The 25,070-nt window shown below is 75.6% G+C and carries 14 protein-coding genes; 5 read left to right on the top strand and 9 right to left on the bottom strand.

The window, feature by feature from the left end; genetic code table 11:
• Positions 1 to 56: 56 nt before the first annotated feature.
• Positions 57 to 2,777 (bottom strand): glycoside hydrolase family 48 protein, encoded by a 2,721-nt coding sequence (locus tag ACN9MS_RS07920; protein ID WP_426311432.1) that lies wholly within the window; start codon positions 2,775 to 2,777, stop codon positions 57 to 59.
• A gap of 106 nt (positions 2,778 to 2,883) precedes the next feature.
• On the bottom strand, positions 2,884 to 5,583 hold the full coding sequence (locus ACN9MS_RS07915) for a substrate-binding domain-containing protein (RefSeq protein ID WP_426311431.1): 2,700 nt from the start codon (positions 5,581 to 5,583) through the stop codon (positions 2,884 to 2,886).
• Between the two features lie 149 nt (positions 5,584 to 5,732).
• On the opposite strand from ACN9MS_RS07915, the gene ACN9MS_RS07910 reads away from it, so the two are divergent.
• From ACN9MS_RS07910 to ACN9MS_RS07890, 5 genes are all read left to right on the top strand, one after another.
• Entirely contained in the window at positions 5,733 to 6,839 is a 1,107-nt protein-coding gene (locus tag ACN9MS_RS07910; protein WP_426311430.1) for a LacI family DNA-binding transcriptional regulator, read from the top strand.
• A gap of 109 nt (positions 6,840 to 6,948) precedes the next feature.
• The gene (locus tag ACN9MS_RS07905; protein WP_426311429.1) at positions 6,949 to 9,249 is read left to right on the top strand and encodes a glycoside hydrolase family 6 protein; all 2,301 of its coding nucleotides are present in this window, start codon (positions 6,949 to 6,951) and stop codon (positions 9,247 to 9,249) included.
• Between the two features lie 110 nt (positions 9,250 to 9,359).
• The gene (locus ACN9MS_RS07900; RefSeq protein ID WP_426311428.1) at positions 9,360 to 10,346 is read left to right on the top strand and encodes a DNA topoisomerase IB; all 987 of its coding nucleotides are present in this window, start codon (positions 9,360 to 9,362) and stop codon (positions 10,344 to 10,346) included.
• The gene (locus tag ACN9MS_RS07895; RefSeq protein ID WP_426311427.1) at positions 10,343 to 11,881 is read left to right on the top strand and encodes an SDR family oxidoreductase; all 1,539 of its coding nucleotides are present in this window, start codon (positions 10,343 to 10,345) and stop codon (positions 11,879 to 11,881) included. The genes ACN9MS_RS07900 and ACN9MS_RS07895 overlap by 4 nt, the downstream gene beginning before the upstream one ends.
• A 100-nt stretch (positions 11,882 to 11,981) precedes the next feature.
• Complete coding sequence (locus tag ACN9MS_RS07890; protein ID WP_426311426.1) at positions 11,982 to 14,594, top strand: glycoside hydrolase family 9 protein; 2,613 nt, start codon at positions 11,982 to 11,984, stop codon at positions 14,592 to 14,594.
• Positions 14,595 to 14,660: 66 nt separating this feature from the next.
• Here the strand turns inward: ACN9MS_RS07890 and ACN9MS_RS07885 are convergent, their stop codons facing one another.
• The 7 genes from ACN9MS_RS07885 to ACN9MS_RS07855 form a co-directional block, all read right to left on the bottom strand.
• Positions 14,661 to 15,158 carry an acyl-CoA thioesterase gene (locus ACN9MS_RS07885; RefSeq protein ID WP_426311425.1) on the bottom strand — a complete coding sequence of 166 codons (498 nt, stop codon included), beginning with the start codon at positions 15,156 to 15,158 and terminating at the stop codon, positions 14,661 to 14,663.
• Positions 15,159 to 15,213: 55 nt separating this feature from the next.
• A complete protein-coding gene (locus ACN9MS_RS07880) occupies positions 15,214 to 17,001 on the bottom strand; it encodes a dynamin family protein (protein ID WP_426311424.1) in 1,788 nt (595 codons plus the stop codon).
• A complete protein-coding gene (locus ACN9MS_RS07875) occupies positions 16,998 to 19,043 on the bottom strand; it encodes a dynamin family protein (RefSeq protein WP_426311423.1) in 2,046 nt (681 codons plus the stop codon). Before ACN9MS_RS07875 ends, ACN9MS_RS07880 begins: the two co-directional genes overlap by 4 nt.
• A 233-nt stretch (positions 19,044 to 19,276) precedes the next feature.
• Positions 19,277 to 20,959, bottom strand: coding sequence for an energy-dependent translational throttle protein EttA (gene ettA / locus ACN9MS_RS07870; RefSeq protein ID WP_168731906.1), 1,683 nt, complete (start codon positions 20,957 to 20,959; stop codon positions 19,277 to 19,279).
• A gap of 135 nt (positions 20,960 to 21,094) precedes the next feature.
• Complete coding sequence (locus ACN9MS_RS07865) at positions 21,095 to 21,757, bottom strand: single-stranded DNA-binding protein (protein ID WP_426311422.1); 663 nt, start codon at positions 21,755 to 21,757, stop codon at positions 21,095 to 21,097.
• A 44-nt stretch (positions 21,758 to 21,801) separates the two neighbouring features.
• A complete protein-coding gene (locus ACN9MS_RS07860) occupies positions 21,802 to 23,388 on the bottom strand; it encodes an ABC transporter (RefSeq protein ID WP_426311421.1) in 1,587 nt (528 codons plus the stop codon).
• A complete protein-coding gene (locus ACN9MS_RS07855; protein WP_426311420.1) occupies positions 23,385 to 25,067 on the bottom strand; it encodes a GTPase in 1,683 nt (560 codons plus the stop codon). The genes ACN9MS_RS07860 and ACN9MS_RS07855 overlap by 4 nt, the downstream gene beginning before the upstream one ends.
• Between the last annotated feature and the right edge of the window lie 3 nt (positions 25,068 to 25,070).

Below are 25,070 nucleotides of genomic sequence, written 5' to 3'. Positions count from 1 at the left end.
CTCACCACGGTGCCAGCCGGGTGCCAGCCGGGTGCCAGCCGGGTGTCAGCCGGGTGTCAGCCGCACGCGACCGTCGGTGACGACGGCGGCGCGCCCGTGCCGATGAACCCGAACGACGTCGTCCCACCGGCGGCGAGCGTGCCGTTCCAGCCGACGTTCGTCGCGGTCAGGACACTCCCGCGCACGCTCGTCGTCGCGTTCCAGGCCTGGGACAGGCCGCCGGGCGCGAGGTCGAGCGAGACGGTCCAGCCCGAGACGCCGGACGGTCCGGCCGTGACCGTGACCTCGCCCTGGTACCCGCCCTGCCACGACCCGCGCGTCGCGTAGGTCGCGGTGCACGCGCCGGGCTCCGGCCCGCCGTCGTCCGCGAGCGTGGTCGCCTCGGCGGCGAGGGACACGGGCGAGATGTTCCCCGCCGCGTCGCGCGCCCGCACCGTGTACCGGTACGTGGTCTCGGGCGCGAGGTCCTCGTCGGTGTACGCGGTGCGTACCGTGGATCCGACGACCACCCCGTCGCGCAGCACGTCGTAGGCGACCACGCGCACGTCGTCCGTCGACGACGTCCACGACAGCGACGCGGTCGTCGCCGTCGTGCCCGTCACGGCGAGGTCGACGGGCGTCGTCGGCGACTCGGTGTCCGGCTCGGTCGGGACGTCCTCGCCGAACAGCCGGTCGTAGTCGGCGAGCGCCGTCGCGACGGCGGTCTGGGCCCAGAACCGGTGGTACGTGAACTCGGGCGCCGGTCCGCCGTCGAGGTGCGCCTGGACCTTCGACCAGTCCGGGTCGTCGAGGTAGAACGACCGCAGGTCGAGGAAGGACGCGCCGGGCTCGATGACGTCTCCGTTCGGCATGGTCCCCGTCCACCCCGCCGGCACGTAGGTCCCGTTGCCGGTGCTCGACGTGAGGACGTCGTCGAAGCGGGCGTAGTCGCCACGCGTCTCGGTCGTCGCGACGCCGATCGGGTCGCTGTTCTGCTCCCAGATCGCGTCGAGCAGGTCGCGCGCGACCTGCTGCGCCGCGTCGTGCTGCGGTCCCTCGCCCCCGGCCGCGTAGTACATGAGCGAGCGGGCGAGGGCGCCGGCGACGCCGACGTCCTGGCCGTAGCCCGTCACCTCGACGCTCAGGCCCGCGTTGTCGCCCGGGCTCTCGGGGTCCCAGTCGTCGGGCTGGCCCGACCACGCCAGGTTGGACGGGATCTGCCAGGAGTCGTCCGTGACCGTGACGTGGTCGATCACCCACGGCACCCACCTGTCGAGGATCGCCTCGGCGCGCTCGTCGCCCGTCTCCTCGTAGAGCTGCGCGATCCGCTCGACCCCCCAGCCCTGCATGCCCATCCACGAGTTGGACGGCGGGTCGTGGTAAACGGGCGCCTCGGTGTACGCCATGCCGTAGAACGTCGCGACGTCGTCGGGGCGGTCGGCGTAGTGGCCGTCCCACGAGTTCGTGCTGCCGCCCGCGATCCCGCCCTCGGGCGACTGGAGCCACTGGAAGAGCTCGATCTGGCGGTCGAGGCTCCTGTCCCAGTCGTCGCTCGCCGTGGGCGAGGCCGGCTGGAGCGCGGGGTCGTTCGCGAGCGCCCAGGCCGCCATCGGGTTCTGGTACCCGAAGTGCGCGTGGCTCGACCCGATGCGCCAGGCCCACGGGCCGGAGGTGTCGAGCGCGCCGCCCCACGCGTAGTACCAGGACAGGAGGTAGTGCGCGCTGTTCCGGCCCGACCCCGCGGCGCACGCCGTGGACTCGCAGCCCGGCGTCTTGAAGTACTTGTCGAACAGGGCGTAGCGCAGGTAGTCGCCCATCTTCGAGGCCTTGCCGACCGTGTCGGCGACGGCCTCGGGCTGGCCCTGCTCGGTCGCGAACTTGTTCGCCCAGTAGGCCGCCTCGACCGCGCGCGCGTCGGCGTCGGGCGCGTTGGTGTACTTCCACTGCTTCGCGTACGACGCGTCGCCCGTGAAGAGGTCGAGGTACCCGTTCTCGCCGCCGTAGCTGAAGTCGTCGATCGACGGCTGGGGCACCGTCTCCCAGACGGACTCCTGCGGGCCGCGCTGGAACGTGTTGATGTACGACGTGCCCTCGTGGTCCGGCCCGAGCAGCGTCGAGGAGCCCGGTGCGGCCCCGAAGCCGTAGACGTTGTCGACGTCGGCGAGCCAGTGCATGCCGTAGACCTCGGGCGTGCCGTAGGTCGACCGCAGCTCGGCCGCGATCGGGTCGGAGCCGACGGAGACCGCCGTGTCGAGCCGCGACGGGTACTGGCTCGGGTGGTTGAACTCCGGCGCGTACGTCGCGGGCTTGGCCGGGTTGTACGCCCCGTTGGTGGGCTGGTTCTCCGTGGTGGGGATCATGTACGCCTCGAGCGTGTCCCACGCGTGGTTGAACGGCTCCCAGTCGCCGGTCACCTGCCCGTACGACGTCTCGAGCCACAGCCAGAAGGAGTACGCCTCCGACGTCGTCTCGTGCCCGTAGTCCGGCGCCTCGACCATGAGCGTCTCGACCGCGTGGTACGGGATGCCCTCGGGCGAGAAGTACCCGTTCGCGGGGTCGTGGATCTTGGCGTACAGCTCCAGGAAGCGCTGCGTGTACTCGCCGTCGACGAGCGCCGCGGCCGCCTCCGCCGTCGTGGACCGGGGTTCCGCAGGGTCGGCGCTCGCCGGGGGGACGGTGGCGAGCGCCGCCAGCGCGACGCCGGCGACGAGCGCGGCCGCCGCCGTGCGCCGGCCCCGCGCCGCTCGGGCGTGCGGTGCGGTGGGTGGTGGCGCTGCGCGCCGGGACGTGCGTGGCATCGTGCTCCCTCTCGTCGTCGAGCCCCGCGGCGGCGGTCGCGGGGACGCCGCCGTCGGCTCCCCCACCCCCACGGGTCGATCGACTCTCGGCGGACGCCACCGGCCGTCACAACGCGCGAAACGTTTCGGACGGTGCCGACCACGGCACGACGGCGCCGTGGGCGCGGGCCCGGCGCCGCGCGAGCGCGACCCCGGCACGGCGCAGCACCTCGAGCGCGTGCGGCGCGCCGGTGACGTCGCCGAGGTGCTCGACGACGGCCGACCCGCACGCGCCCGCCGCGCGGACCGCGGCGTGGCGGGCCGCGTCGTCGGACACGCCGTCGAGGAGCACCACGAGGTCGGTCGGGGCCAGCGCGCACAGGGAGCCCGCCGGGCCCACCGCGCCGCCGAGCCGGTGCAGCGCGGGGACGGTCGGCGGCGCGTCGAGCCCGACGGCGAGGACGTGCGCGCCGTAGCCCTCCATCCGCCCGCCGCGCCCGATCGCCTGCTCGAGCCGGTCCACGAACAGGGTCCGGTGCAGGACGCCCGAGTCCGGGTCGACGAGCGCCCGCTCGCGCAGCTCGCTGCGGTACCGCTCGACGTCCGAGAGGACCGCGAGGGCGCCGACCATGCGGGCGGGGCGCCCGCCGGCGTCGTGCACGGTCACGGCGCGGCAGCGGACCCGCACGTGCTCCCCGTCCGCGCACCGCAGCCGGTGCTCGACGTCGAGCGGCTCGGTCGTCCCCGCCAGCTGCGCGGCGACGGCGGCGTGCACCGCCTGCAGGTCGTCCGGGTGCACACGGCCGAGCCACTCCTCGGGGTCGTCCCGGAGGTCCGCCACGTCGCAGCCCACGATGCGGGCCCACGCCGGCGACCAGCGCACGGTGCCCGTCTCGACGTCCCAGTCCCACGTGCCGTCGTGGGACGCGATGGACACGAGCGCGGCCCGCTCGGCCCCGGCCTCGACCTCGAGCGCGAGCTCGCGGACGCGGTCCGCCGCGTCCGCGAGCGCGTGCTGCTGCTCCTGCAGGGAGCTGACCAGGGTCTCCCGGTCGAGCGCGACGGCGAGCATCGCCGCCCAGTGGTTGTACCGCTCGCGGGTGCTCGTCGTCCGCGTGTCCACGAGTCCGCCCACCACGAGGAAGCCCCAGTCGGAGCGACCGAACGCGACGGGAGCGACGACCGTGAGCGACCGCGGGTCGAGGAGCTCGCGCGGCGGGAACTGCGAGGTCGGCAGGACCGAGCCCACGAGCCGCTCGACGGCCGTCCCACCGCCGCGCACGCCGACGACCCGCAGCATGCGGCGGCCGGAGCCGTCGTCGGTGTCCTCCCACAGCGCGAGGGCCGCCGTCCCGCCCACCCCCCGCGGGAGCCAGTCGAGGCGCCGCAGCCCCGCCTCGTCGCCCCGCAGCAGGCCGAGGTCGACCTCGTACAGGTCCACCAGGTCCTGCTCGAGCCGTCCCGTGCGCGCGACGGCCCCGTGCGCGCACCCGCGGGCCACGGCGACGACCACCTCGGCCGCGGTCGCGCGGACCGCCTCCGCGCGCGCCGCGGCGGAGCTCGCCGGGGGTTCGCGGTGCGCGCCGCGCGCCAGGACGGTCCGGCCGAGCTGGGACGCGCGCGCACCCGGGCGTCGCCGCCGCACGTCGCGCACGAGCGCGGCGACCTCGGTCTCGAGGGCGGGCACGATCTGCTCGAGCGCCTCCTGCGACGGCCGCAGGGCCGCCGTCCGGTCGGCGAGCGAGCGCAGCGCCGCGGCCGGCGGGACGGCGCCCGTCTCCGCGGCGCCCCGGAGCAGGTGCCGGAGCACGAGGAGCCACGCCTCGACCGGGGCGGGGCGCTGGCCGCCGTCCGGCCCGCGTCGGCGCAGGACGCCGCGCGCGTCCGACCGTTCGAGGACGGAGGCGAAGACGACCCGGGCGACGTCGTCGAGGGGCCGGGCCGGGTCGACGGGCGCCGGCACGGCATCGGCACGGGCGGCGGGGGCGCCGATGAGCTCGCCCTGCGTCCCCTCCAGGCACCCGCACGACTCGCGCCGGATGAGGGCCGCACGCCCCAGCCGGTTCTCCCGGCCCACGCTCTCGCCCCGGGCTCGCGCCACGAGCAGCTCCGCCACCCGCTCGCCGACCTGGTCGTGCAGGGGGTCGACGGTCGACAGCCGGGGACGCGAGCGCGCGCCCGAGTCGGCGTGGTCGAACCCCACGACCGCCTGCTCCGCGGGCAGCTCGAACCCGCTCGCCTGGAGGCCGCGCATGAAGCCGATGGCGTTGCGGTCGGTGGCGGCGAGCGTCGCCGTCGTCGGCAGGCCCCGGGACGCGAGCCGCCGCGCGACGACCTCGGCGCTCGCCTCCTGGTTGTCGCGCGTGCGGTAGACCCACGACGGCGACCACGCGAGGTCGTGCGCGGCCAGCGCGGCGCGGTAGGCGTCGTAGCGCTCGAGCGTGTCGCGCTGCTCGGTGTTGCCGACGAAGCCGATGCGCCGGTGGCCGTGCTCGACGAGGTGGTCGACGGCGGCGCGCACGCCGCCCGCGTTGTCCGGGGACACCGCCGGAGCACGCAACCCCTCGGCCCGCACCCCCAGCAGCACGAGCGGGACGCCCGAGGCGTCGAGCTCGCGCAGCTCGGCGTCCGCGAGCGCCGTCGTCATGACGACGAACCCGTCGAACGACGAGCGCCCGAGCAGCGGGCGCCGACCCGGTGGGCCCGGGAACTCGTCCCGGTCGAGGTCCGGCGGGTACGTCTGGAGGGCGACCACCCGGTGCCCGTGCGCCCGCAGGACCCGGGCGATCCCCGCCAGGGACCGCCCGAAGTAGAAGCCTCCGACCACGGGGCACAGCACACCGAACGTCAGGTGCTCCCCCGCGTGTCTCGGGCGCCTCGTCGCGTCCGTCGACATCCTTGTCACCGTCCCCGTCACGTCATCGTCACCGAGTCCTGGTAGGCATCATGCACCCAAACCGGGCACAGTGTGGGAGCGTGACCACCAACTCCCCCGGCGGAGCACCCTCGCCACGCGCCGCCGGCCCCGCCGAGCGGCGCATCACGATCACCGACGTCGCGCGCGCCGCGGGGGTCTCGATCGCCGTCGTCTCCTACGCGCTCAACGGCCGCCCCGGTGTCTCGGAGCGGACCCGACGGCACGTCCTGCGCACCGCGGCCGACCTCGGCTGGCGCCCGAGCGCCGCCGCCCGCTCGCTGCGCGCCAGCGCGCGCAGCGTGGCGCTCCAGGTCGTGCACGCGCCGGAGGGAGCCGCCGGGCCTGCCCGCGCCCTCGCGCTCGCCGCCGGCATGCGCGCGGTCCTCGCGGAGCACGACCTCGTGCTCGGCCTCGAGGTGGTCGGTGACCGTGACGAGGGCGCGCGCGAGCTCGAGGCGGGCTGGTCCGAGCGGAGGCACGCGGCGTTCGTCGTGGTCGACGCCCACGCGCACGACCCCCGACGCCGGGTCGCTCAGGATGCCGCGATCCCGCTCGTCGAGGTGGCGCCCGGTGCACCCGGCGCCGAGATCCCGGGCTCGCGGACCTGGTTCGCGGGCGACGCGGACGCCCGCGCCGCCCGGTACCTCGTCGAGCTCGGGCACCGCCGCATCGCCGTCCTCGTCTCCGACTCGCAGGACGACGTCGCGCGCGCCCTGGTCGGGGCGGCGCGCGACGCGGGCGGCCCGGAGGCGCGGGTCGACGTCGTCGAGTGCCGCACGTGGGAGGAGACGCGCTCGCGCGCGGCCCGGCTCGTGGCCCACGACTCCCGGCCCACCGCCGTGCTCACGGACACGGACGTGGCGGCGCTCGCCGTGCTCGAGGCGGGCCGGAGCCACGGGCTCGAGGTGCCGTGGGACCTGTCCGTGCTGTCCGGCGAGGACTCCGCGACGTGCCGTGTCGTCGCCCCGGCGCTCACGGCCGTGCACCGGCCGTTCGAGCGGCTCGGTGCGCACGTGGCGGACGTCGTCGTCGCGCGGCTCGGCCTCGGGCGCCCGGTCGCGCGCCCCGACGCCGACCCCGCCGCGGCCCGTCCGGCGGTCGACCGCGAGCGCCCCGCCGCGCGCCTCCTGCTGCGCGGGACGACGGCGCCACCGCGGGGCGCCTAAACGTTTCAGTCGGTAGCCGACGACGGCCCCGGTTCGTCACGTTGTCCCCGCCGGGCAGAGCCGCCCGGTGCGCGGATCCGTCCGCGCCCCCGGACCCTTGGAGGACCACGTGCCATCCCGATCCAGCCGACCGCGCAGGGGCGCGGCCGTCGCCGCGTCGCTCGCGCTGCTCGCCGCCCCGCTGGTCGCGACCGCCGCGCCGGCGGCCGCCGCCGAACCCCGCGTGAGCAACCCGTTCGCCGGTGCCACGCAGTACGTCAACGACTTCTGGTCCGCCAACGTCGAGGCCGCCGCCGACCGTGCCGGTGGCGACCTCGGGTCCCGCATGCGGGCGATCGCCGACGAGCCCACCTCGGTCTGGATGGACCGCATCAGCGCGATCGAGGGCAACGCCGACGGCCCGGGTCTGCGGCACCACCTCGACGCCGCGGTCGAGCAGAAGCAGCCCGGCGTGCCGATGGTGTTCAACCTCGTGATCTACGACCTGCCCGGTCGCGACTGCTACGCGCTCGCGTCCAACGGCGAGCTCAAGCCGAACGCCACGGACATGGCGCGGTACAAGACCGAGTACATCGACGTCATCGCCGACATCCTCGACGACCCCGCCTACGAGGACCTGCGCGTGGTCGCGACGATCGAGCCGGACTCGCTGCCGAACCTCATCACGAACATCAGCACTCCCGACTGCCAGGCGTCCGCGCCGTACTACCGCGAGGGCGTGAAGTACGCGCTGGACGCGCTCCACGACGTCGGCAACGTGTACTCCTACATCGACGCGGCGCACGCCGGCTGGCTGGGCTGGCCGAGCAACGCGGGCCCGGCGGCGAAGCTCTTCAAGGAGGTCGTGCTGTCGACGGAGGCGGGCTACGCGTCCGTCACGGGCTTCGTCACGAACACGGCCAACTCCACGCCGCTGCACGAGCCGTTCCTCGAGGACGTCCAGCTCGGCAGCACGCCCGTGCGCTCGGCGACCTTCTACGAGTGGAACGCCGACTTCGACGAGGCCGACTGGACGGCGCACCTCTACGACCTGCTCGTCGCGGAGGGCTTCCCGGCGTCGATCGGCATGCTCGTCGACACGTCGCGCAACGGCTGGGGCGGCGACGACCGCCCGACGGCGGTGAGCACGTCGACGAACCTCAACACCTACGTGAACGAGTCGCGCGTCGACCAGCGCATCCACCGCGGCGCGTGGTGCAACCCGGCCGGCGCCGGGATCGGCGAGCGTCCGCAGGCCTCGCCCGCAGGCTTCCCGGAGTCGCACCTGCACGCCTACGTGTGGGTCAAGCCTCCGGGCGAGTCCGACGGCGCGTCGTCCGACATCCCGAACGACCAGGGCAAGCGGTTCGACCGGATGTGCGACCCGACGTTCGTCTCGCCCAAGCTCGCGAACCAGCTGACGGGCGCCCTGCCCGACGCCCCGCTCGCGGGCCAGTGGTTCGAGTCCCAGTTCCGGATGCTCGTCGAGAACGCCTACCCGGAGATCGAGGGCGACGGGAGCGGCGGCCCCGCGGACACGACCCCGCCGTCGGTCCCGACGGGCCTCACGGCCGGGGCGACCACGACGACGTCGGCGAGCGTGAGCTGGACCGCGTCGACCGACGACCGCGGCGTCACGGGCTACACCGTGCTCGTCGACGGCACGGCCGTGGGCACGACGGCCACGACCTCGTTCACGGTCACCGGTCTCGACGCCGGCACGTCCTACGCCGTGACCGTCCGGGCGCGCGACGCCGCGGGCAACGTCTCGGCCGCGTCCGCGCCGCTCACCGTGACCACGGACGAGGACGGCGGTCCGGGCGGCGACGACCAGGCACCGTCCGCCCCGACCGGGCTGCGGGTCTCGGGCGTGACGGCCTCCACGGTCGCGCTCGCGTGGAACGCGTCCACCGACGACACCGGCGTGACCGGCTACCGCGTGTTCCGTGACGGGACGCAGGTCGCCCAGGTGACCACGACGTCGTTCACCGTCACGGGCCTCGCGGCCGGCACGGCGCACGTCTACGCGGTGCGCGCGGTCGACGCGGCGGGCAACGTGTCCGCGACCTCCGGCACGGTGACCGGGACGACGGCACAGGGGGGCGGCACGCCCGGCGGCTGCACGGTCGCGTACACCGCGAGCTCGTGGAACACCGGTTTCACGGGGTCGCTGCGGATCACCAACGACTCCGCCACGCCCCTGCAGGGCTGGACCCTGACGTTCGCGTTCGCGAACGGCCAGACCATCACCCAGGGCTGGTCCGCGCAGTACGCGCAGTCGGGCTCGACCGTCACCGTGACCCCCGCCGCGTGGAACACCACGCTCGGCGCGGGCGCGAGCGTCGAGGTCGGCTTCAACGGCTCCCACACCGGGACCAACACCGAGCCGACGTCGTTCACCCTCAACGGCGCGACCTGCACGGTCGCCTGACCCGACGCCGACGGCCGGGGCGCGCGCGCCCCGGCCGTCGGCGCGTCGAGGGCGGCGCACCGCGGCGTCCCCGACGCGCGAGCCGGCGGCGCGTCCCGCACGATGACCGGGTGCGACTGCGTCGGGTGTCCGTGACCTCCCTCGGGTACTCGCGGCGCCCGAAGGGCGACGCCTGGGTGTTCCTCGACGTCGAGGGTCTTCCGCTCACCGACGAGGACGAGCTCGCGCGGTGCACGCGCCTCGCGGTCCCGCCCGCCTGGTCCGACGTCTGGATCTGTCGCTACCCGAACGGGCACGTCCAGGCGTTCGGGCGCGACGTCGCCGGTCGCGGCCAGTACCTCTACCACGAGCAGTGGCAGGTGCGGCGCGCGCGGCGCAAGCACGACCACGTGCTCGACGTCGGCAGGCGCCTGCCCGCGGCCCGGCGTCGCGTCGCGCGCGAGCTCGCGCAGCCCGGCATGGGTCGCGACACGGTGCTCGCCCTCGCGTTCCGGCTGCTCGACCTCGCGTACTTCCGCGCCGGCGGCGAGATCTACGCCCAGCAGAACAAGAGCTACGGCCTGGCGACCATCCGCAAGGAGCACGCGCGGGTCCGCCGCGACGGGAGCGTGCACTTCCGCTACCCCGCGAAGTCGGGCCAGGTGCGCGACGTCGTCGTGGACGACCCGGTGGTCGCCGAGCTCGTCACGACGCTCAAGCGGCGCCGCGGCGGCGTCGAGCTGCTCGCGTGGCGCGAGGACGGCCCCGACGGGCGCGCCGGGTGGCACGACGTCACGAGCGCCGACGTGCAGGCGGGGATCAAGGAACGGCTCGGCGACGACGCGACGCCCAAGGACTTCCGCACCTGGCACGCGACGGTCCTCGCGGCGCGCGCGCTCGCCGACGCCGGGGCCGCGCCGACCTCGGAGCGGGCGCGGCGCCGGGTCGTCACCGGGATCGTCAAGGACGTCGCGGAGGAGCTCGGGAACACGCCCGCCGTCGCACGCTCCTCGTACATCGACCCGCGCCTGTTCGACCTGTGGGAGCGCGGCGAGACCATCGGGTCCACGCGCTCGCAGACGCGGGCCGAGCGCGAGCTGCTGGAGCTCCTCTCGTGAGGGCCGCCGTCACCGGGGTCACCGGGTACGTGGGCGGGCGGCTCGTGCCCGAGCTCCTGCGCGCGGGGTTCGAGGTGCGCGCGCTGGCACGGCACCCCGAACGGCTCGCGGGGCGCGAGTGGGTGCACGACGTCGAGACGGTGGCCGCCGACGCCGCCGACCTCGAGCAGACCCGCGCGGCGCTCGAGGGCGCCGACGTCGCGTACTACCTCGTGCACTCGCTCGGCACCGGCAGCACGTTCGAGGCGCGCGACCGCCGCACCGCGCTCACGTTCGCCCGCGCGGCGCGCGAGGCGGGCGTCGGGCGCATCGTGTACCTCGGCGGGATGTTCCCGGACGTCCCGGAGGGCGACCTCTCGCGCCACCTGGCCTCGCGCAAGGAGGTCGGCGAGATCCTGCTCGCGTCGGGCGTGCCGACGACGGTCCTCCAGGCGGCGGTGATCCTCGGTTCCGGGTCCGCGTCGTTCGAGATGATGCGCTACCTCACCGAGCGGCTCCCGGCCATGACGACGCCGAAGTGGGTCGACAACCGCATCCAGCCCATCGCGGTGCGGGACGTGCTGCGCTACCTGGTGGGATCCGCGACGATGCCGCCCGACGTCTCGCGCGCGTTCGACGTCGGCGGGCCCGACGTCCTCACGTACCGCGACATGATGCAGCGCTACGCGAGGGTGGCCGGTCTCCCCCGGCGGGCGATCGTCAGCGTCCCGGTGCTCACGCCGAAGCTGTCGAGCCACTGGGTCGGGCTCGTCACGCCCGTGCCGTCGGGCATCGCGCGGCCACTCGTCGAGTCGCTCCAGCACGAGGTCGTGTGCCGGGAGCACGACGTCCGGCGGTACGTGCCCGACCCGCCCGAGGGGCTCCTCGGGTTCGACCGCGCCGTCGAGCTGGCCCTGGAACGCATCCACGACGGCGAGGTGGTGACGCGCTGGTCGTCCGCCTCGGTCCCGGGAGCGCCGTCGGACCCGCTGCCGAGCGACCCCGACTGGGCCGGCGGCTCGCTGTACGTCGACGAGCGGCGGACGGTCGTCGACGCGCCGCGCGACGTGCTCTGGCGCGTCGTCGAGGAGATCGGCGGGCAGGGCGGCTGGTACTCGTGGTCGCTCGCGTGGCGCGTGCGCGGGCTGCTCGACCGCGCCGTCGGCGGGCCCGGGCTGCGCCGCGGTCGGCGCGACGAGCGGCACCTGCGCGTCGACGACGAGCTCGACTGGTGGCGCGTCGAGGCGATCGAGCCGGGCCGTCGTCTGCTGCTCCGGGCCGAGATGCGCCTCCCGGGGCTCGCCTGGCTCGAGCTGCGCGTCGACGAGGCCGCCGCCGAGCTCCCCGACGCGACCGACCCCGACGCGCCCGGCCCCTCGCCCGAGGACGCGAGCGGGCCCGGCCGGACCTATTTCGCGCAGCGCGCGCTGTTCTACCCGCACGGCCTCGCGGGCCAGCTCTACTGGTGGGCGGTCAAGCCCTTCCACGGCGTCGTGTTCGGCGGGATGCAGCGCAACGTCGCCGCCGCGGCGGAGCGCGCCACCCACGACGGCTAAACGTTTCGGCGTCGCACGCGTCCTTGACCCCGGCTCCGCCACCTCCGGACAGTGGCGTCCACCTGCGTCGACGCGGACGCGGCCGGACCGAGAGGCAGCCATGCACCCACGACCCACCGCGGTCCTCGCCGCGGGCGCCCTGCTCGTCGCGAGCCTCGCGGCCACGACCCCGGCCTCGGCCGCGCCGAGCCCGGCGTCGAGCGCAGCGCCGGCCCACGCAGCGGCCACCGCGGCGGCCGCGGAGCCGAACTACGCCGAGGCGCTCCAGAAGTCCCTGTTCTTCTACGACGCCCAGCGCTCGGGCGACCTCCCCGACGACTTCCGCGTGAGCTGGCGCGGCGACTCCGCGCTCGACGACGGCGCCGACGTCGGGCTCGACCTCACGGGCGGCTGGTACGACGCGGGCGACCACGTGAAGTTCGGGCTGCCCATGGCCTTCACGACGACGATGCTCGCGTGGGGCGCGATCGCGAGCCCTGACGGGTACGCGGCGTCGGGCCAGCGGGACGAGCTGCTCGACTCGCTGCGCTGGGTCAACGACTACTTCATCAAGGCCCACCCCGAGCCGGACGTGCTCTACGCGCAGGTCGGCGACGGCGACGCGGACCACAAGTGGTGGGGCCCCGCCGAGGCGATGCAGATGGACCGGCCGGCGTACAAGGTCGACCGGTCGTGCCCCGGCAGCGACGTCGCGGGCGAGACCGCGGCGGCCATGGCCGCGTCGTCGATCGTCTTCGCGGACTCCGACCCGGCGTACGCGGCCGAGCTCGTCGAGCACGCGGAGCAGCTCTACGCCTTCGCCGACACCTACCGGGGCAAGTACTCCGACTGCGTGCCCGTGGGCGCGTTCTACAACTCGTGGTCCGGCTACCAGGACGAGCTCGTGTGGGGCGCGGCGTGGCTGTACGAGGCGACGGGCGACACGGCGTACCTCGCGAAGGCGGAGCAGGAGTACGCCGGCCTCTCGCGCGAGAACCAGACGAGCACGCCGTCGTACCGCTGGACGATCGCGTGGGACGACAAGACGTACGGCGCGTACGCGCTGCTGGCCCAGGCGACCGGCGAGCAGCAGTACGTCGACGACGCGAACCGGTGGCTCGACTACTGGACCACCGGGTACCAGGGGTCACGCGTGCGGTACTCCCCCGGCGGGCAGGCGTTCCTCGACTCGTGGGGCTCGCTGCGCTACGCCGCGAACACGGCGTTCGTCGCGCTGACCTACGGCGAGTGGCTGCGGGGTCGCGGCGACACGACCCGCGCGCAGACCTACCAGGACTTCGGTGAGCGCCAGGTCGGCTACGCGCTCGGCGACAACCCGCGCGGCGCCTCGTACGTCGTCGGGTACGGCGCGGGCTCGCCGCAGAACCCGCACCACCGCACCGCGCACGGCTCGTGGCTCGACTCGCTCGCCGAGCCCGCGGCGACCCGGCACGTGCTGTACGGCGCGCTCGTCGGCGGCCCGGGTGCACCGGACGACGCCTACACGGACAGCCGCTCGGACTACGTCGCGAACGAGGTCGCGACGGACTACAACGCCGGCTTCACGTCGGCGCTCGCGTTCCTCGTCGGCGAGCACGGGGGTGTCCCGCTCGCCGACTTCCCCCAGCCCGAGACCCCTGACCAGGACGAGTTCTTCGTCGAGTCGCGCCTCAACCAGCCCGGCACCGCGTTCACGGAGATCAAGGCCGTGCTGCGCAACCGGTCCGCGTTCCCGGCACGCGTGCTCGACGAGGTCCGCCTGCGGTACTGGTTCACGCTCGACGACGGCGCCGACCCGGCGACCCTGCGCGCCACGACGAACTACTCCGAGTGCCCCGGCGCGACGGCGGGCGTCGGCCACGCGGGCGGCGACCAGTACTTCGTCGAGATCGACTGCTCGGGCTCGGTCGTCTACCCCGGCGGCCAGTCCCAGCACCGCCGCGAGGTGCAGTTCCGGGTGACGGCGAACGTCTGGGACGCCTCGGACGACTGGTCGTTCGCTCAGGTCGCGACCGGCGACACGCTCACGAAGAACGCCCGCATCACCCTCTACGAGGGTGCCGAGCTGCTGTGGGGCGACGAGCCGTCGTCCGGTCCGGTCGAGCCGGACACCGCGCCGCCGTCGACGCCGGGAGCGCCGACGGTCTCGGGCGTCACCGCGACCGGGGCGTCGCTCGCGTGGGCACCCTCATCGGACGCGGGCAGCGGCGTCGCCGGGTACGACGTGCTGGTCGACGGCGTCCGGGTCGCGACCACGTCGGGCACCAGCCAGGCCCTGACGGGTCTCGCGCCCGAGACGACCTACCGCGTCGCCGTCGTCGCGACCGACCGCGCCGGGAACGCGTCGGCACCCGGTCCTGCGGCGACCTTCACGACCCCGGCGACGTCGACGGGTCCCGCGCCCGGCGCGTGCGCCGTCCGGTGGTCGTCGAGCGACTGGGGCTCGGGCGGGACCGTGACCCTCCGGCTCACGAACACCGGGACCACGCCGCTCGACGGGTGGACGCTCGCGTTCATCCTCCCGTCCGGGCAGACGGTGACGAACGGCTGGAGCGCGACGTGGACGCAGTCGGGCGCCGACGTCACCGTGCGGTCCGCCGCGTGGAACGGCACCCTCGCCCCGGGGGCGTCCGTCGAGGTCGGCGCGAACGTCGCGCACGGCGGGGTGAACACGCCGCCGGCGGGCTTCACGCTGGTCGGCGCGTCGAGCGGGACGGCGTGCGGCGTGGGGTGAACCCGCGCGGCGGCCGAGGATGATCGTCGCCTGCGTCGGGACGCTGCTCCCCGGCGCGGGCGACGGTCATCTCCGGCGGCGGAAGGTCAGCGGCTCCTCGACGAACGGCTCCCACGCCGCGCGCTCGGTCTCCGTGATGCGGCGGGGTGAACCGGTCGCCGCGTCGACCACGACGATCGTGGTCAGGGCCTTCGCGTAGGGGGCACCGCCCGAGGTGGGGCCGGTGCGCTCGAAGCGGGCGGCGCCGTCGTGCACCTCGTAGCAGACCTCCAGGCTCGCGCCGCCCAGGTGCCCGATCCACAGCTCGACCCGTACGGGCGTGCGCGTGAAGCCGAGCGGGCGCAGGTACTCGATCTCCTGCCGCGCGACGAGCGTGTGGCTCGTCGCGGCCGGCCCGGTCTCCAGGACCGCCGTCGGCCAGGCGTCCTCGCCGGCTTCCGGATGGGTCCAGAACGCCGTGATGCGCGCGTCCTCCAGCAGCCGGAACATCTCCACGTTGTTCACGTGGGCGTACGCGTCGAGGTCCGACCACCGCAGGGAGACGGGGACGTGCAGGCGGGTCATTCGGAGGTCCTCTCGCTCGACGGGGCGCGGCTGACGTTACCTCGTGCGCGGCGGGTCAGGAGGCGGCGACGAGGGCCGCGGCGCGACAGCTCGCGAGCGCGGACAGCTCCTCGCCCACCGGGAGCCGCACGAGGCGGTCGGCGACCTGCCCGACGGCGTCGCGCAGGCGGCGTCGGGCGCGGGCCGCCCGGCGACGCCCGCCCACGGACGCGGCGGCGCGCGAGAGCAGGGCGACCAGGACGCCGACGACGACGCCTCCGAGCGCGAGCAGGGTCGGCCACGGCAGCTCGGGCGCTCCCGGCCCGCCGAGCGTGAGCACGGGCGTCGGCGGCTCGGGCAGGCGCAGGTACGTGAACCCCCACAGCGCGGCGAGCCACAGCAGCCCGACGACGAGCGCCGCGAGCACGAGCCACTGGAGCGCGCCCACGACGCGCCACCACACGGGGCGGCGCGACGCCTCGAGCTCCGTCCCGGCCACCGCCTGGTCGAGCGCGTCGGCGAGGTCCGCGGCGCCCTCCGAGGCCCGACGGCGCACGGCGAGCGCCCAGTCGTCGGGAAGGCCCGCGGTGGCCTCGGCCGCGTAGTCGCGCACGGCCGTCTGCGCACCGGCGCGCAGCGCCGCGCCGACCGCGGGGAGCGACGTCCGGGCAAGCTCGGGGCGCACCTCGATCTCGGCTCCCCCGAGCTCCTTCGCGGTGCGTGCCCGGGCCGAGCCCGGGGCGGGGCCGGTCCGCAGCCCGATGCGCCGCAGCGGGTCGGGGCGGAACCGCCCGACCCAGCGCGTGACGGGCCAACCGGTCGCGGCGCGTGCGTCGCGGATCGCCGAGCCGCGCACGGCCGCGACCACCGTCGGTACACCCGCGGCGGCCTCGAGCGCGTCCACGAGGCCGTCGCGCGCCCGGCGCGCGGCCCGCTCCGGGACGGGTTCACCGCACGCGACGGCGACACGCCGGGCCACGGCACGGACGTCGGCGGCGAGCCGGTCGTTCGCCGCACGCCGTCGAGCCGCGGCGTCCGCGAGCAGGCCGCGCAGCTCGTCCAGGCCCTGTCCCGTGCGCGCCGAGACCCCGAGGACGCGCGCGTCGCCGAGCCCGTCCTCGGCAGCGAGCCGGCGCAGGTCCGCGAGGCACGCGTCCGCGTCGGCGGGCGAGAGCCGGTCCACCTGGTTGAGCACCAGCACGACGACCGAGCCGTGCCCCGCGAGCGGGCGCAGGTAGCGCTCGTGCAGCGCGGCGTCGGCGTACTTCTGCGGGTCGACGACCCACACGAGCAGGTCCGCACGCTCGACGAGGCGCTCCGCGCGCACGCGGTGCTCGACGACCACCGAGTCGTGGTCCGGCAGGTCGAGCAGCACGAGGCCGCTCGTGACCTCGGCGGCGCGCCGGCCCTTGAGGAGCCCGCGGAGCCCACCACCCGCGCGCGCGTCGTCGGGGTCCCCCGACGTGAGCGGCGTGCCCATCTCGTGCCGGCGCCGCACCTCGAGCCAGTCGAGGAGTGCCCCGGCCCCGGCCGCGCCGGGCGTGGTACCGGACGGGGCGCCGCTCGCCGGGTGCGCCGCCCCGCCGGTGCCCCACACGGCCGCCAGGGGGTGCGACGTCGTCGGGCGCTGGACCCCGACCGTCGCCAGGTCGTCCCCGGCGAGCGCGTTGAAGACCGACGACTTGCCCGAGCCCGTCGCGCCGGCGAGCGCGACGACGGTGTGGTCGGCCGAGAGGCCCGCCCGCTCGCGCGCACGCGCGACGACGGTGCGCGCGTCGGCGAGCAGGTCGGCGTCCACGCGCCCTTCGCCCGCGCGGACGGCGGTCTCGAGGGCGGACGTGCGCGCGGCGAGGTCGATCGTCATGCGCGCTCACCGCCCAGGAGCCGCCGCCAGAACCCGGGGCGCGGCGCGGGCTCCGAACCGTCCTCGCCCGGTGCGGCGACCGGATCGTCCTCCGGCGCCGCGCGCCACCCCGCGCCGCGCAGGAGCCGTGCGGCGTGCCGTCCGGCCGCGGCGCGACCCGCGTCGGGGGCCGCGCCTCGCGTGGAGCGCTCGACGCGCGCCGCCGCCTCGACCGCCCGTGCGGCCTCGCGCACCGAGCGCGCCGTCCCGTCCGCGTCGGCCGTGCCGAGCGCGTCGAGCTGGGCCGTGTAGCGCCGGGCCTCGTCGTCCAGCACGGCCCGCACCCGCTCGGCAAGGCGCTCGCGCGCGGTCCGCGTGAGGCGCCGCACCGCGTCGTCGCCGAACACGGCCTCGAGCAGCTTCTGCGCGAGGATCGCGGTGCCGCCGGCGATGCCGACCTCGGCCCCGGTGAGCCCGCCGGTCGACGCGAACACCACGACCATGAGGCTCAGTCCGAGCCCGTTGATCCCGAACGACAGCGCGCGTGCCGCCCCGCGCTTGCCCGCCCCCTGCTCGCGCACCAGGTCGAGGACGTCCGACTGCCAGCCCCGGATCTCCTCGGCGACCCGCGCCCGCACGCCCGCGGACGACCGCGACAGGTCGAGCCCGTCGAGCAGCGCGGTCCCCGCCGGGTCGGCGCGCCACCCGCCGTACGCGCGCTCCGCGGCCGCGTCCGTCGCGTCGAGCACGACGGCCTCCAACCCGTGCGCGATCGCCTGCTCCACCTGGGGCGCCTGCGCGGGTCGCCCGCGGAAGAACGCCGCCACGGCGTCGCGCACGCGCCCCACGCCCTGCTCGACGGACCGGAACAGCTCGCTCGTCCCCACGAAGTCCTGCCAGCGCGCGAGCACCTCGCCGCGCAGCAGCGCCCCGTCGCTCGTCGCGGCGTCCACGGTCGTCGCCGCCTCGTCGTACGCGCGCCCGACGACGGCCCGCAGCCGCGCGTCGGACGTCGCCTGGGCGTCGGCCGCGCCCGCCACGAGGACGGCCCGCCGCACGAGGTCGTCCACGACGCCGTCCCGCGTCGCGGTCGCGACCCGGTCGCGCGCGTCGCCGTCCGCGCCGAGCGCGGACAGCCACGACGCGACCTCCGCGACCGAGGGCTCCGGGAGGAAGCCGTCCACCAGCTCGGACTCCCCCACGGCGAACAACGGCGCGGCGTCCAGCCCGTTCTCGTCCATCATGCGGCGCAGGTCGTCGGCCACGGCCTCGGCGCCCGGGTCGACCCGGTCGAGCACGATCGCGACCTGCGCACGACGCTCGGCCGCGCGGTGCAGCAGGTCCCACGGGACCGCATCGGCGTAGCGCGCGGCGGTCGTGACGAAGAGCCACAGGTCCGCCGCGGCGAGCAGCTGGGCCGCGAGCTCGCGGTTCGCCGTCTCCACGGAGTCGACGTCGGGGGCGTCCACGAGCGCGAGGCCCTGCGGGAGCGCGTCGCTCGCCACGAGCCGGAGCGTGCGCGTCGGGTCGGGCTGCACCGCCGGAGCGGTCCCGCCCGGGGTCATGTCGGCACCCGGGCGCGGTCCGTGCTCGCTCACGCGCGCGAGGCCCGGCAGGACGCGGTCGGTCGAGAACCACCGCTCGTCGAGCGGGTGGTGGACCAGGACGGGCGCGCGCGTCGTCGGCCGCAGCACGCCGGGCGCGGAGACGTGCTCGCCCAGCAGGGAGTTCACGAGCGTCGACTTCCCCGCGCCGGTCGACCCGCCGACGACGACGAGCAGCGGCGCGGCGTGCGACCGCAGCCGCGGCAGCAGGTAGTCGTCGAGCTGGTGCACCGCCAGGTCGAGGTCCTCGCGCGCCGCTGCCGAGCCCGGCAGGTCCAGCGGCAGCCGCGCGGCCGCGAGCCGGCCGCGCAGGATCTCCAGGGACTCGACGAGCCCGGCCGTCGCCGCGGCGCCCGCGGCGACCGACCCGCCCAGGGCGGCGCCGTCCCGTGCCACGGCGTCCCCGGCGGACGCGTCCGCGTGGGCCGCGTCGTCTCCGGGGTCACCGCTGGCCGTCATCCCGCCAGTCTGCCGGAACGCCGCTGGTCAGGCCCGGTGTGACACGGGCCGCCGCACGAGATCGACCCGCCCGGCACGAGATCGGCCCTCCGAAGCTCGATCTCGAACGCCCGGGTCGATCTCGCGCTCGCGACTCGCTCCCCAGCCGGCGCCGGAGCCATCGGGCCCCGGACGCACGGACGCCGGGCGGGAACGTGTCCCGCCCGGCGTCGTGGTCGACCGAGGTCGCGGCGTCAGTCGCGCGTGAGCTTGCGGTACGTCACGCGGTGCGGACGCGCCGCGTCGGCGCCGAGGCGCTCGACCTTGTTCTCCTCGTAGGACGCGAAGTTGCCCTCGAACCAGTACCAGTTCGCCGGGTCCTCCTCCGTGCCCTCGTACGCGAGGATGTGCGTCGCGACGCGGTCGAGGAACCACCGGTCGTGGGACACGACGACGGCGCAGCCGGGGAACTCGAGCAGCGCGTTCTCCAGCGAGCCCAGGGTCTCGACGTCGAGGTCGTTCGTCGGCTCGTCGAGCAGCAGGAGGTTGCCGCCCTGCTTGAGCGTGAGCGCGAGGTTGAGGCGGTTGCGCTCACCACCGGACAGCACGCCCGCGGGCTTCTGCTGGTCCGGCCCCTTGAACCCGAACGACGCGACGTACGCGCGCGACGGGATCTCGACGTTGCCGACCTTGATGAAGTCGAGCCCGTCGGACACGACCTCCCACAGCGTCTTCTTGGGGTCGATCCCGCCGCGCGACTGGTCGACGTAGGAGATCGAGACCGTCTCGCCGACCTTGAGGTCCCCGCCGTCGAGGGGCTCGAGCCCGACGATCGTCTTGAACAGGGTCGTCTTGCCGACGCCGTTGGGGCCGATGACGCCGACGATGCCGTTGCGCGGCAGCGTGAAGCTCAGGCCGTCGATGAGCTGACGACCGTCGAAGCCCTTCTGGAGGTTCGACGCCTCGAGGACCAGGTTGCCCAGGCGCGGGCCCGGCGGGATCTGGATCTCCTCGAAGTCGAGCTTCCTCGTGCGCTCCGCCTCGGCCGCCATCTCCTCGTACCGGGCGAGGCGGGCCTTCGACTTCGTCTGGCGGCCCTTGGCGTTGGACCGGACCCACTCGAGCTCCTCCTTGAGGCGCTTGGCGAGCTTCGCGTCCTTCTTGCCCTGGACCTGGAGGCGCTCGCCCTTCTTCTCGAGGTAGGTCGAGTAGTTGCCCTCGTACGGGTACAGGCGGCCGCGGTCGACCTCGCAGATCCACTCCGCGACGTGGTCGAGGAAGTACCGGTCGTGGGTGACGGCGAGGATCGCGCCGGGGTAGGTCGCGAGGTGCTGCTCGAGCCACAGCACGGACTCGGCGTCCAGGTGGTTCGTGGGCTCGTCGAGCAGCAGGAGGTCCGGCTTCTCGAGCAGGAGCTTGCACAGCGCGACGCGGCGACGCTCACCACCGGAGAGCACGGACACGTCGGCGTCCGGCGGCGGGCAGCGCAGCGCGTCCATCGCCTGCTCGAGCTGGGAGTCGAGGTCCCACGCGTCCGCGGCGTCGATGGCCTCCTGCAGCGTGCCCATCTCCGCGAGGAGCGCGTCGAAGTCGGCGTCGGGCTCCGCCATGAGCGCGGAGATCTCGTCGAAGCGCTGCTTCTTGGCGAGGATGTCCGCGACGGCCTCCTGGACGTTGCCGAGGACCGTCTTCTCCTCGTTGAGCGGCGGCTCCTGGAGCAGGATGCCGACGCTGTAGCCCGGGGAGAGCCGCGCCTCGCCGTTCGACGGCGTGTCCAGGCCGGCCATGATCTTGAGGATCGTGGACTTCCCGGCGCCGTTGGGGCCCACGACGCCGATCTTGGCGCCGGGCAGGAAGTTCAGGGAGACGTCGTCGAGGATGACCTTGTCTCCGTGCGCCTTGCGCGCCTTGTACATGGAGTAGATGAACTCAGCCACAGCCAGTCGTTCCACCGTTTCGGTCGGGAGAGGTACGGGATTCGTCGACCACTCAGCCTACGCGGTCGCGCCGCCGGGGCGCGCCCGACGGCGCCGCGACCCGCGCGGGCCGCGGCACCGCCCGCACGCAGCCGCTCAGGCGGACGCCAGCGCGCCGGACTCGACGTCGGCGTCGTCCCTCGTCTCGGGGTCCGCCTCGGGGTCGGCCTCGGACTCCTCGCGGGGCTCGCCCGCGAGCGCCGTGCCGGCGTCCGCGAGGGTCCACGGGTCGTCGAGCGCGCGCCCGTCGAACGGCCCGCCCTCGAACCCGGTGCCGTCGTGCGACGTGGCGCCCGGTCCGCCGGACGAGGGGTCCGCCCCGCCCCCGCCACCGGTGGTCCCGGTCGCGGCGACGCCGGCCGCCTCGCCCCGGCGCGCGCCGTCGTCCTCCCTCCGGTGGACGGTGCGGGCGAACCGCGCCTCGCCGAGGGTCAGGTCGGGGCCGAGCGCCGTGGCCTCCACGACGAGGCTGGTGCGCGGGCCGTCGGGGCCGTCCCACTCGTCGAGCGAGAGGCGCCCCGTGACCACCACGGGGTCTCCCTTGTGCAGGGACAGCGCGACGTTGCGCGCGACGTGCTTCCACGCCTTCACGGTGAACCACAGCGTGCGGCCGTCGACCCACTCGCCGCGCTCGCGGTCGAGGTAGCGGCGTGTCTGGGCGATGCGAAAGCTCGTGAAGTCGTTGCCCGACTGCGAGCGGAACAGCGTGGGCGTGGTCGCGACGAAGCCGGACAGCGTGACCGTGACGTCACCGGGCATGGTTCCTCCTGAGGTCGGCGGCCGGGCTGGTCCCGGCCACCGCCTCAGGGTGCTGTCGGAGCGGCGGCGCCGTCCGTCGTCGTGCCCTCGCCTGTGGACGGGACCCCCAGATCCGGGCCTGTGGGTAGCCGTAGCGCCCCGGTGAGCGGCGCCGCCGGAGCCTTGTCCCGGGCGGACTGTGCCAGCTCGCGGACCTGGCGGTGGGTGTCGAGGAGCGCCTGGGTCGGCTTGCCCATGGCGTCCTGCACGACGCGCTCGATCGCTCCGCGGCCGGAGGCGAGCACCTGCTGCTCGCGGCGTCGCGCGAGGGTGCGCCGCACCTGGAGCGCGACGAGGAACGCCACCACCGCGCCGAGCACGGCGACCGCCGCGACGATCGCGCACACCGTGACGAGCGTCCGCCCGAGGTCGAGCACGCGCAACGAGCCCAGGACGGCGAGCACGCCCGCGACGACCCCGACCGCAAGCGCGACCCACGCCGCGCGCCGCGTCGGGCGCGACGACGACGGACCGCGCGTGTCGAGGGGGATCTTCGCGAGCGCGGACCGCGTCGCCTCCGCGACCTTGCCCGACGGCGCGACCGCGTCGTCGAGCGCCTTCTGCCACCCCGGTCGCAGCGACCGCCCTGCACGCGCGAGCCAGCGCGAGCGCGAGAGCGCGACGGCGTCCGGTTGCGGGGGCGAGAACTCGGGGCGGCCGTAGCCGTTGCGCACCGCCGCGCCGACCTGGCCGGCGACGGCGGCCAGGCCGGTCGCGTCGGCGAGCGCGTCGACCTCCTCCTCGACGGCCGTGCTCATGGTCCACGGGACGTCCCCCGGGAGCTGTTCCAGCAGGAGCGCGCCGGCCCGGTCGAGCTCGCCCGCGACGCGGCTCGCGGCGACGCTGCGCCGCGCGACGGCCTGCTCGAGCAGCGAGCGCAGCTCGTCGAGCCCCTCGCCCGTGCGCGCGGAGACGGTCGTGACGTAGACGCCGTCGAGCCCGTCCTCCTCGAGCAGCCGCCCCATGTCCTCGACGAGCGCCGCGCGGCGCGCCTCGGGGACGGTGTCGATCTGGTTGAGCGCGACGACCATCGACCCCTCGAGCCCCGTGGACTTCTGGAGGTAGCCCGAGTGCAGCGCGTCGTCCGCGTACTTCTGCGGGTCGACGACCCACACGAGCAGGTCGACGAGCGGGAGCACCCGGTCGACGACGTCGCGGTGCGCGGGCTCGATCGAGTCGTGGTCCGGCAGGTCGAGCAGGACGAGGCCGCCGAGCGCCGCCTCGTCCTCGGCGTCGAGCTCGCCGTCGCGCGTGATCCGGCGCTCCGGGTCCACGGCGAGCCAGTCGAGCAGGGCCGTCGCCGCGCCGCTCCACGAGCACGCCGTGACGCGCGCCGTCGTCGGGCGCTTCACGCCGACGTCCGCGAAGTCGAGCCGGGAGACGCGGTTGAACAGGCTCGACTTGCCCGACCCGGTGCCGCCTGCGAGCGCGACGACCGTGTGGTCGACGCCGAGAGCCAGGCGCTCGCGCACGCCCCCGATCGCGTCGCGCACCTGGGCCGCGACCGCGGGGTCGAGGCGGTCGCCCGCGAGGTCCACCGCGCGCGCGAGGTCGTCGACCCGGGCGCGCAGCTGGGCGTCGTGGGACGTCACATGAGCCTCCTCAGCTCGGCGAGTCGTAGGCGCAGCCCGACGGCGGCGTCCGCGGCGAGCGCGGGGTCGGCGAGCGCGGTGAGGACGGGCTCGGCCTCGCGCTCGACCATGGTCGCGGCCCGGTCGGCGAGGTCCTCGCGCAGCGCCGCGAGCGCGTCGTCGCCCGTGTCGGCGAGCACGGTCCGCACGAGGCGGGCCGCGTCGTCGCTCCCGGCGGCGCCCGCGAGCAGCAGCGCGGCCAGGCCGGTCTCGCCGAACGCCTTGACCGCCGCGCGGGCGGGCTCGCTCGCCGCCGGGGCGGCCAGCTCGGAGACGACCTGCTCGGCCCGCCGGGACCACTGGAGCACCTGGGTCGTGGCCGAGGCCTCGCGCCGTGCCGCGGCGTCCTCCTCGGTCGGCAGGACGTCGGCGGCGCCCGGCAGCGGCCGGTCGCCGTCGAGCGCGACGCGCAGCGCCTCGTGGGCCAGGACGCCGTTCGCGGCGAGCGTGCGGTGCGCGGCGTCGCGCGTCTCCTCGAGAAGCGGGGCGAGCACGAGGTCGCGCGCGCGTCCGCGCCGCTTGGACGACCGGACCACGCCGCCGCGCACCTTGACGCGGTCCACGCGCTCGGCGCCGGTCACCTGGGCCCACCGCGCCTCGAGCGACCCGTGCGCGACGGCACCGTCCAGCACGGCCTGCCGCGCGGCGTCGCGCACGGGCGGGACCGCCTTCTCCGTCGCCGAGCGCAGGTCGACCGCGGCCTCCACCTGCTGCTCCACCGCGTCCGAGACGCCCGTGACCCACGCGGGCAGCGCGCCGAGCGCCCCCTTGAGCGTGCGCACGATCACCGCGCGCGACCGGTCCGGGCCCGCGAGCATCGTCAGCCAGCGCGCGACCGGCGCCACGACCGAGCGGTCGAGCAGCCCCTCGTGCGGCCCGACGTCGGGCACCACGAACAGAGGGGTCCCGTCCATGCCGTGGTCGCGCAGGCGCTGCAGCAGGTCGCCGCGGATCGTCGTGAGGGTCTCGCGCGGGACACGGTTGAGCACCATCGCGACGCTCGCGCCGCGCTCCTTCGCGCGCGACAGCGCCTGCCAGGGCAGCGCGTCGCCGTAGCGCGAGGCGGTCGTGACGAACAGCCACAGGTCCGCCGCCTCGAGCAGCAGGCTCGCGGTGTCCCGGTTCTCCGAGAGGAGCGAGTCCAGGTCCGGGGCGTCGAGCAGGCCCGTGCCGCGGGGGACGCCGTCGTGGTCGACGACGCGCGCGACGCGCGTCACCGGGCCCTCGACGATCACGTCCGCGTCGAGCGGGTTGAACGCGAGGACCGGCTCGCGCGTCGTGGGCCGCAGCACGCCCGCCTGCGACACCTCCTCGCCGAGCAGCGAGTTGTACAGCGTCGACTTGCCCGCGCCCGTCGACCCCGCGATCACGACGATCGCCGGCGACGACAGCTCGCGCAGGCGCGGCAGCAGGTGCTCGTCGAGCTGCGTGAGCAGACGGCGCCGCGAGGCGTCCGACCCCTCCGCGCCGTCGATCGTGAGCGGGAGGCGCACGTCCGCCACGTCGCGGCGCAGGTCGCGCGCGACGTCGTAGACGGTGACACCGAGCTCCTCGGTCGCCTGCGCGGGCCGCCACGAGCCCGGCGACCGGCCGGGCGCGGCGGGGCTCGCGTCGCTCGTGGCGGCGTCTGGGGTTCTCACTGG

This window comes from Cellulosimicrobium sp. E-16 (assembly GCF_049913115.1).
GTDB lineage: Bacteria > Actinomycetota > Actinomycetes > Actinomycetales > Cellulomonadaceae > Cellulosimicrobium.
Note: the sequence above shows the minus strand (reverse complement) of the source record. Positions and strands in the feature narration are given on the sequence as shown.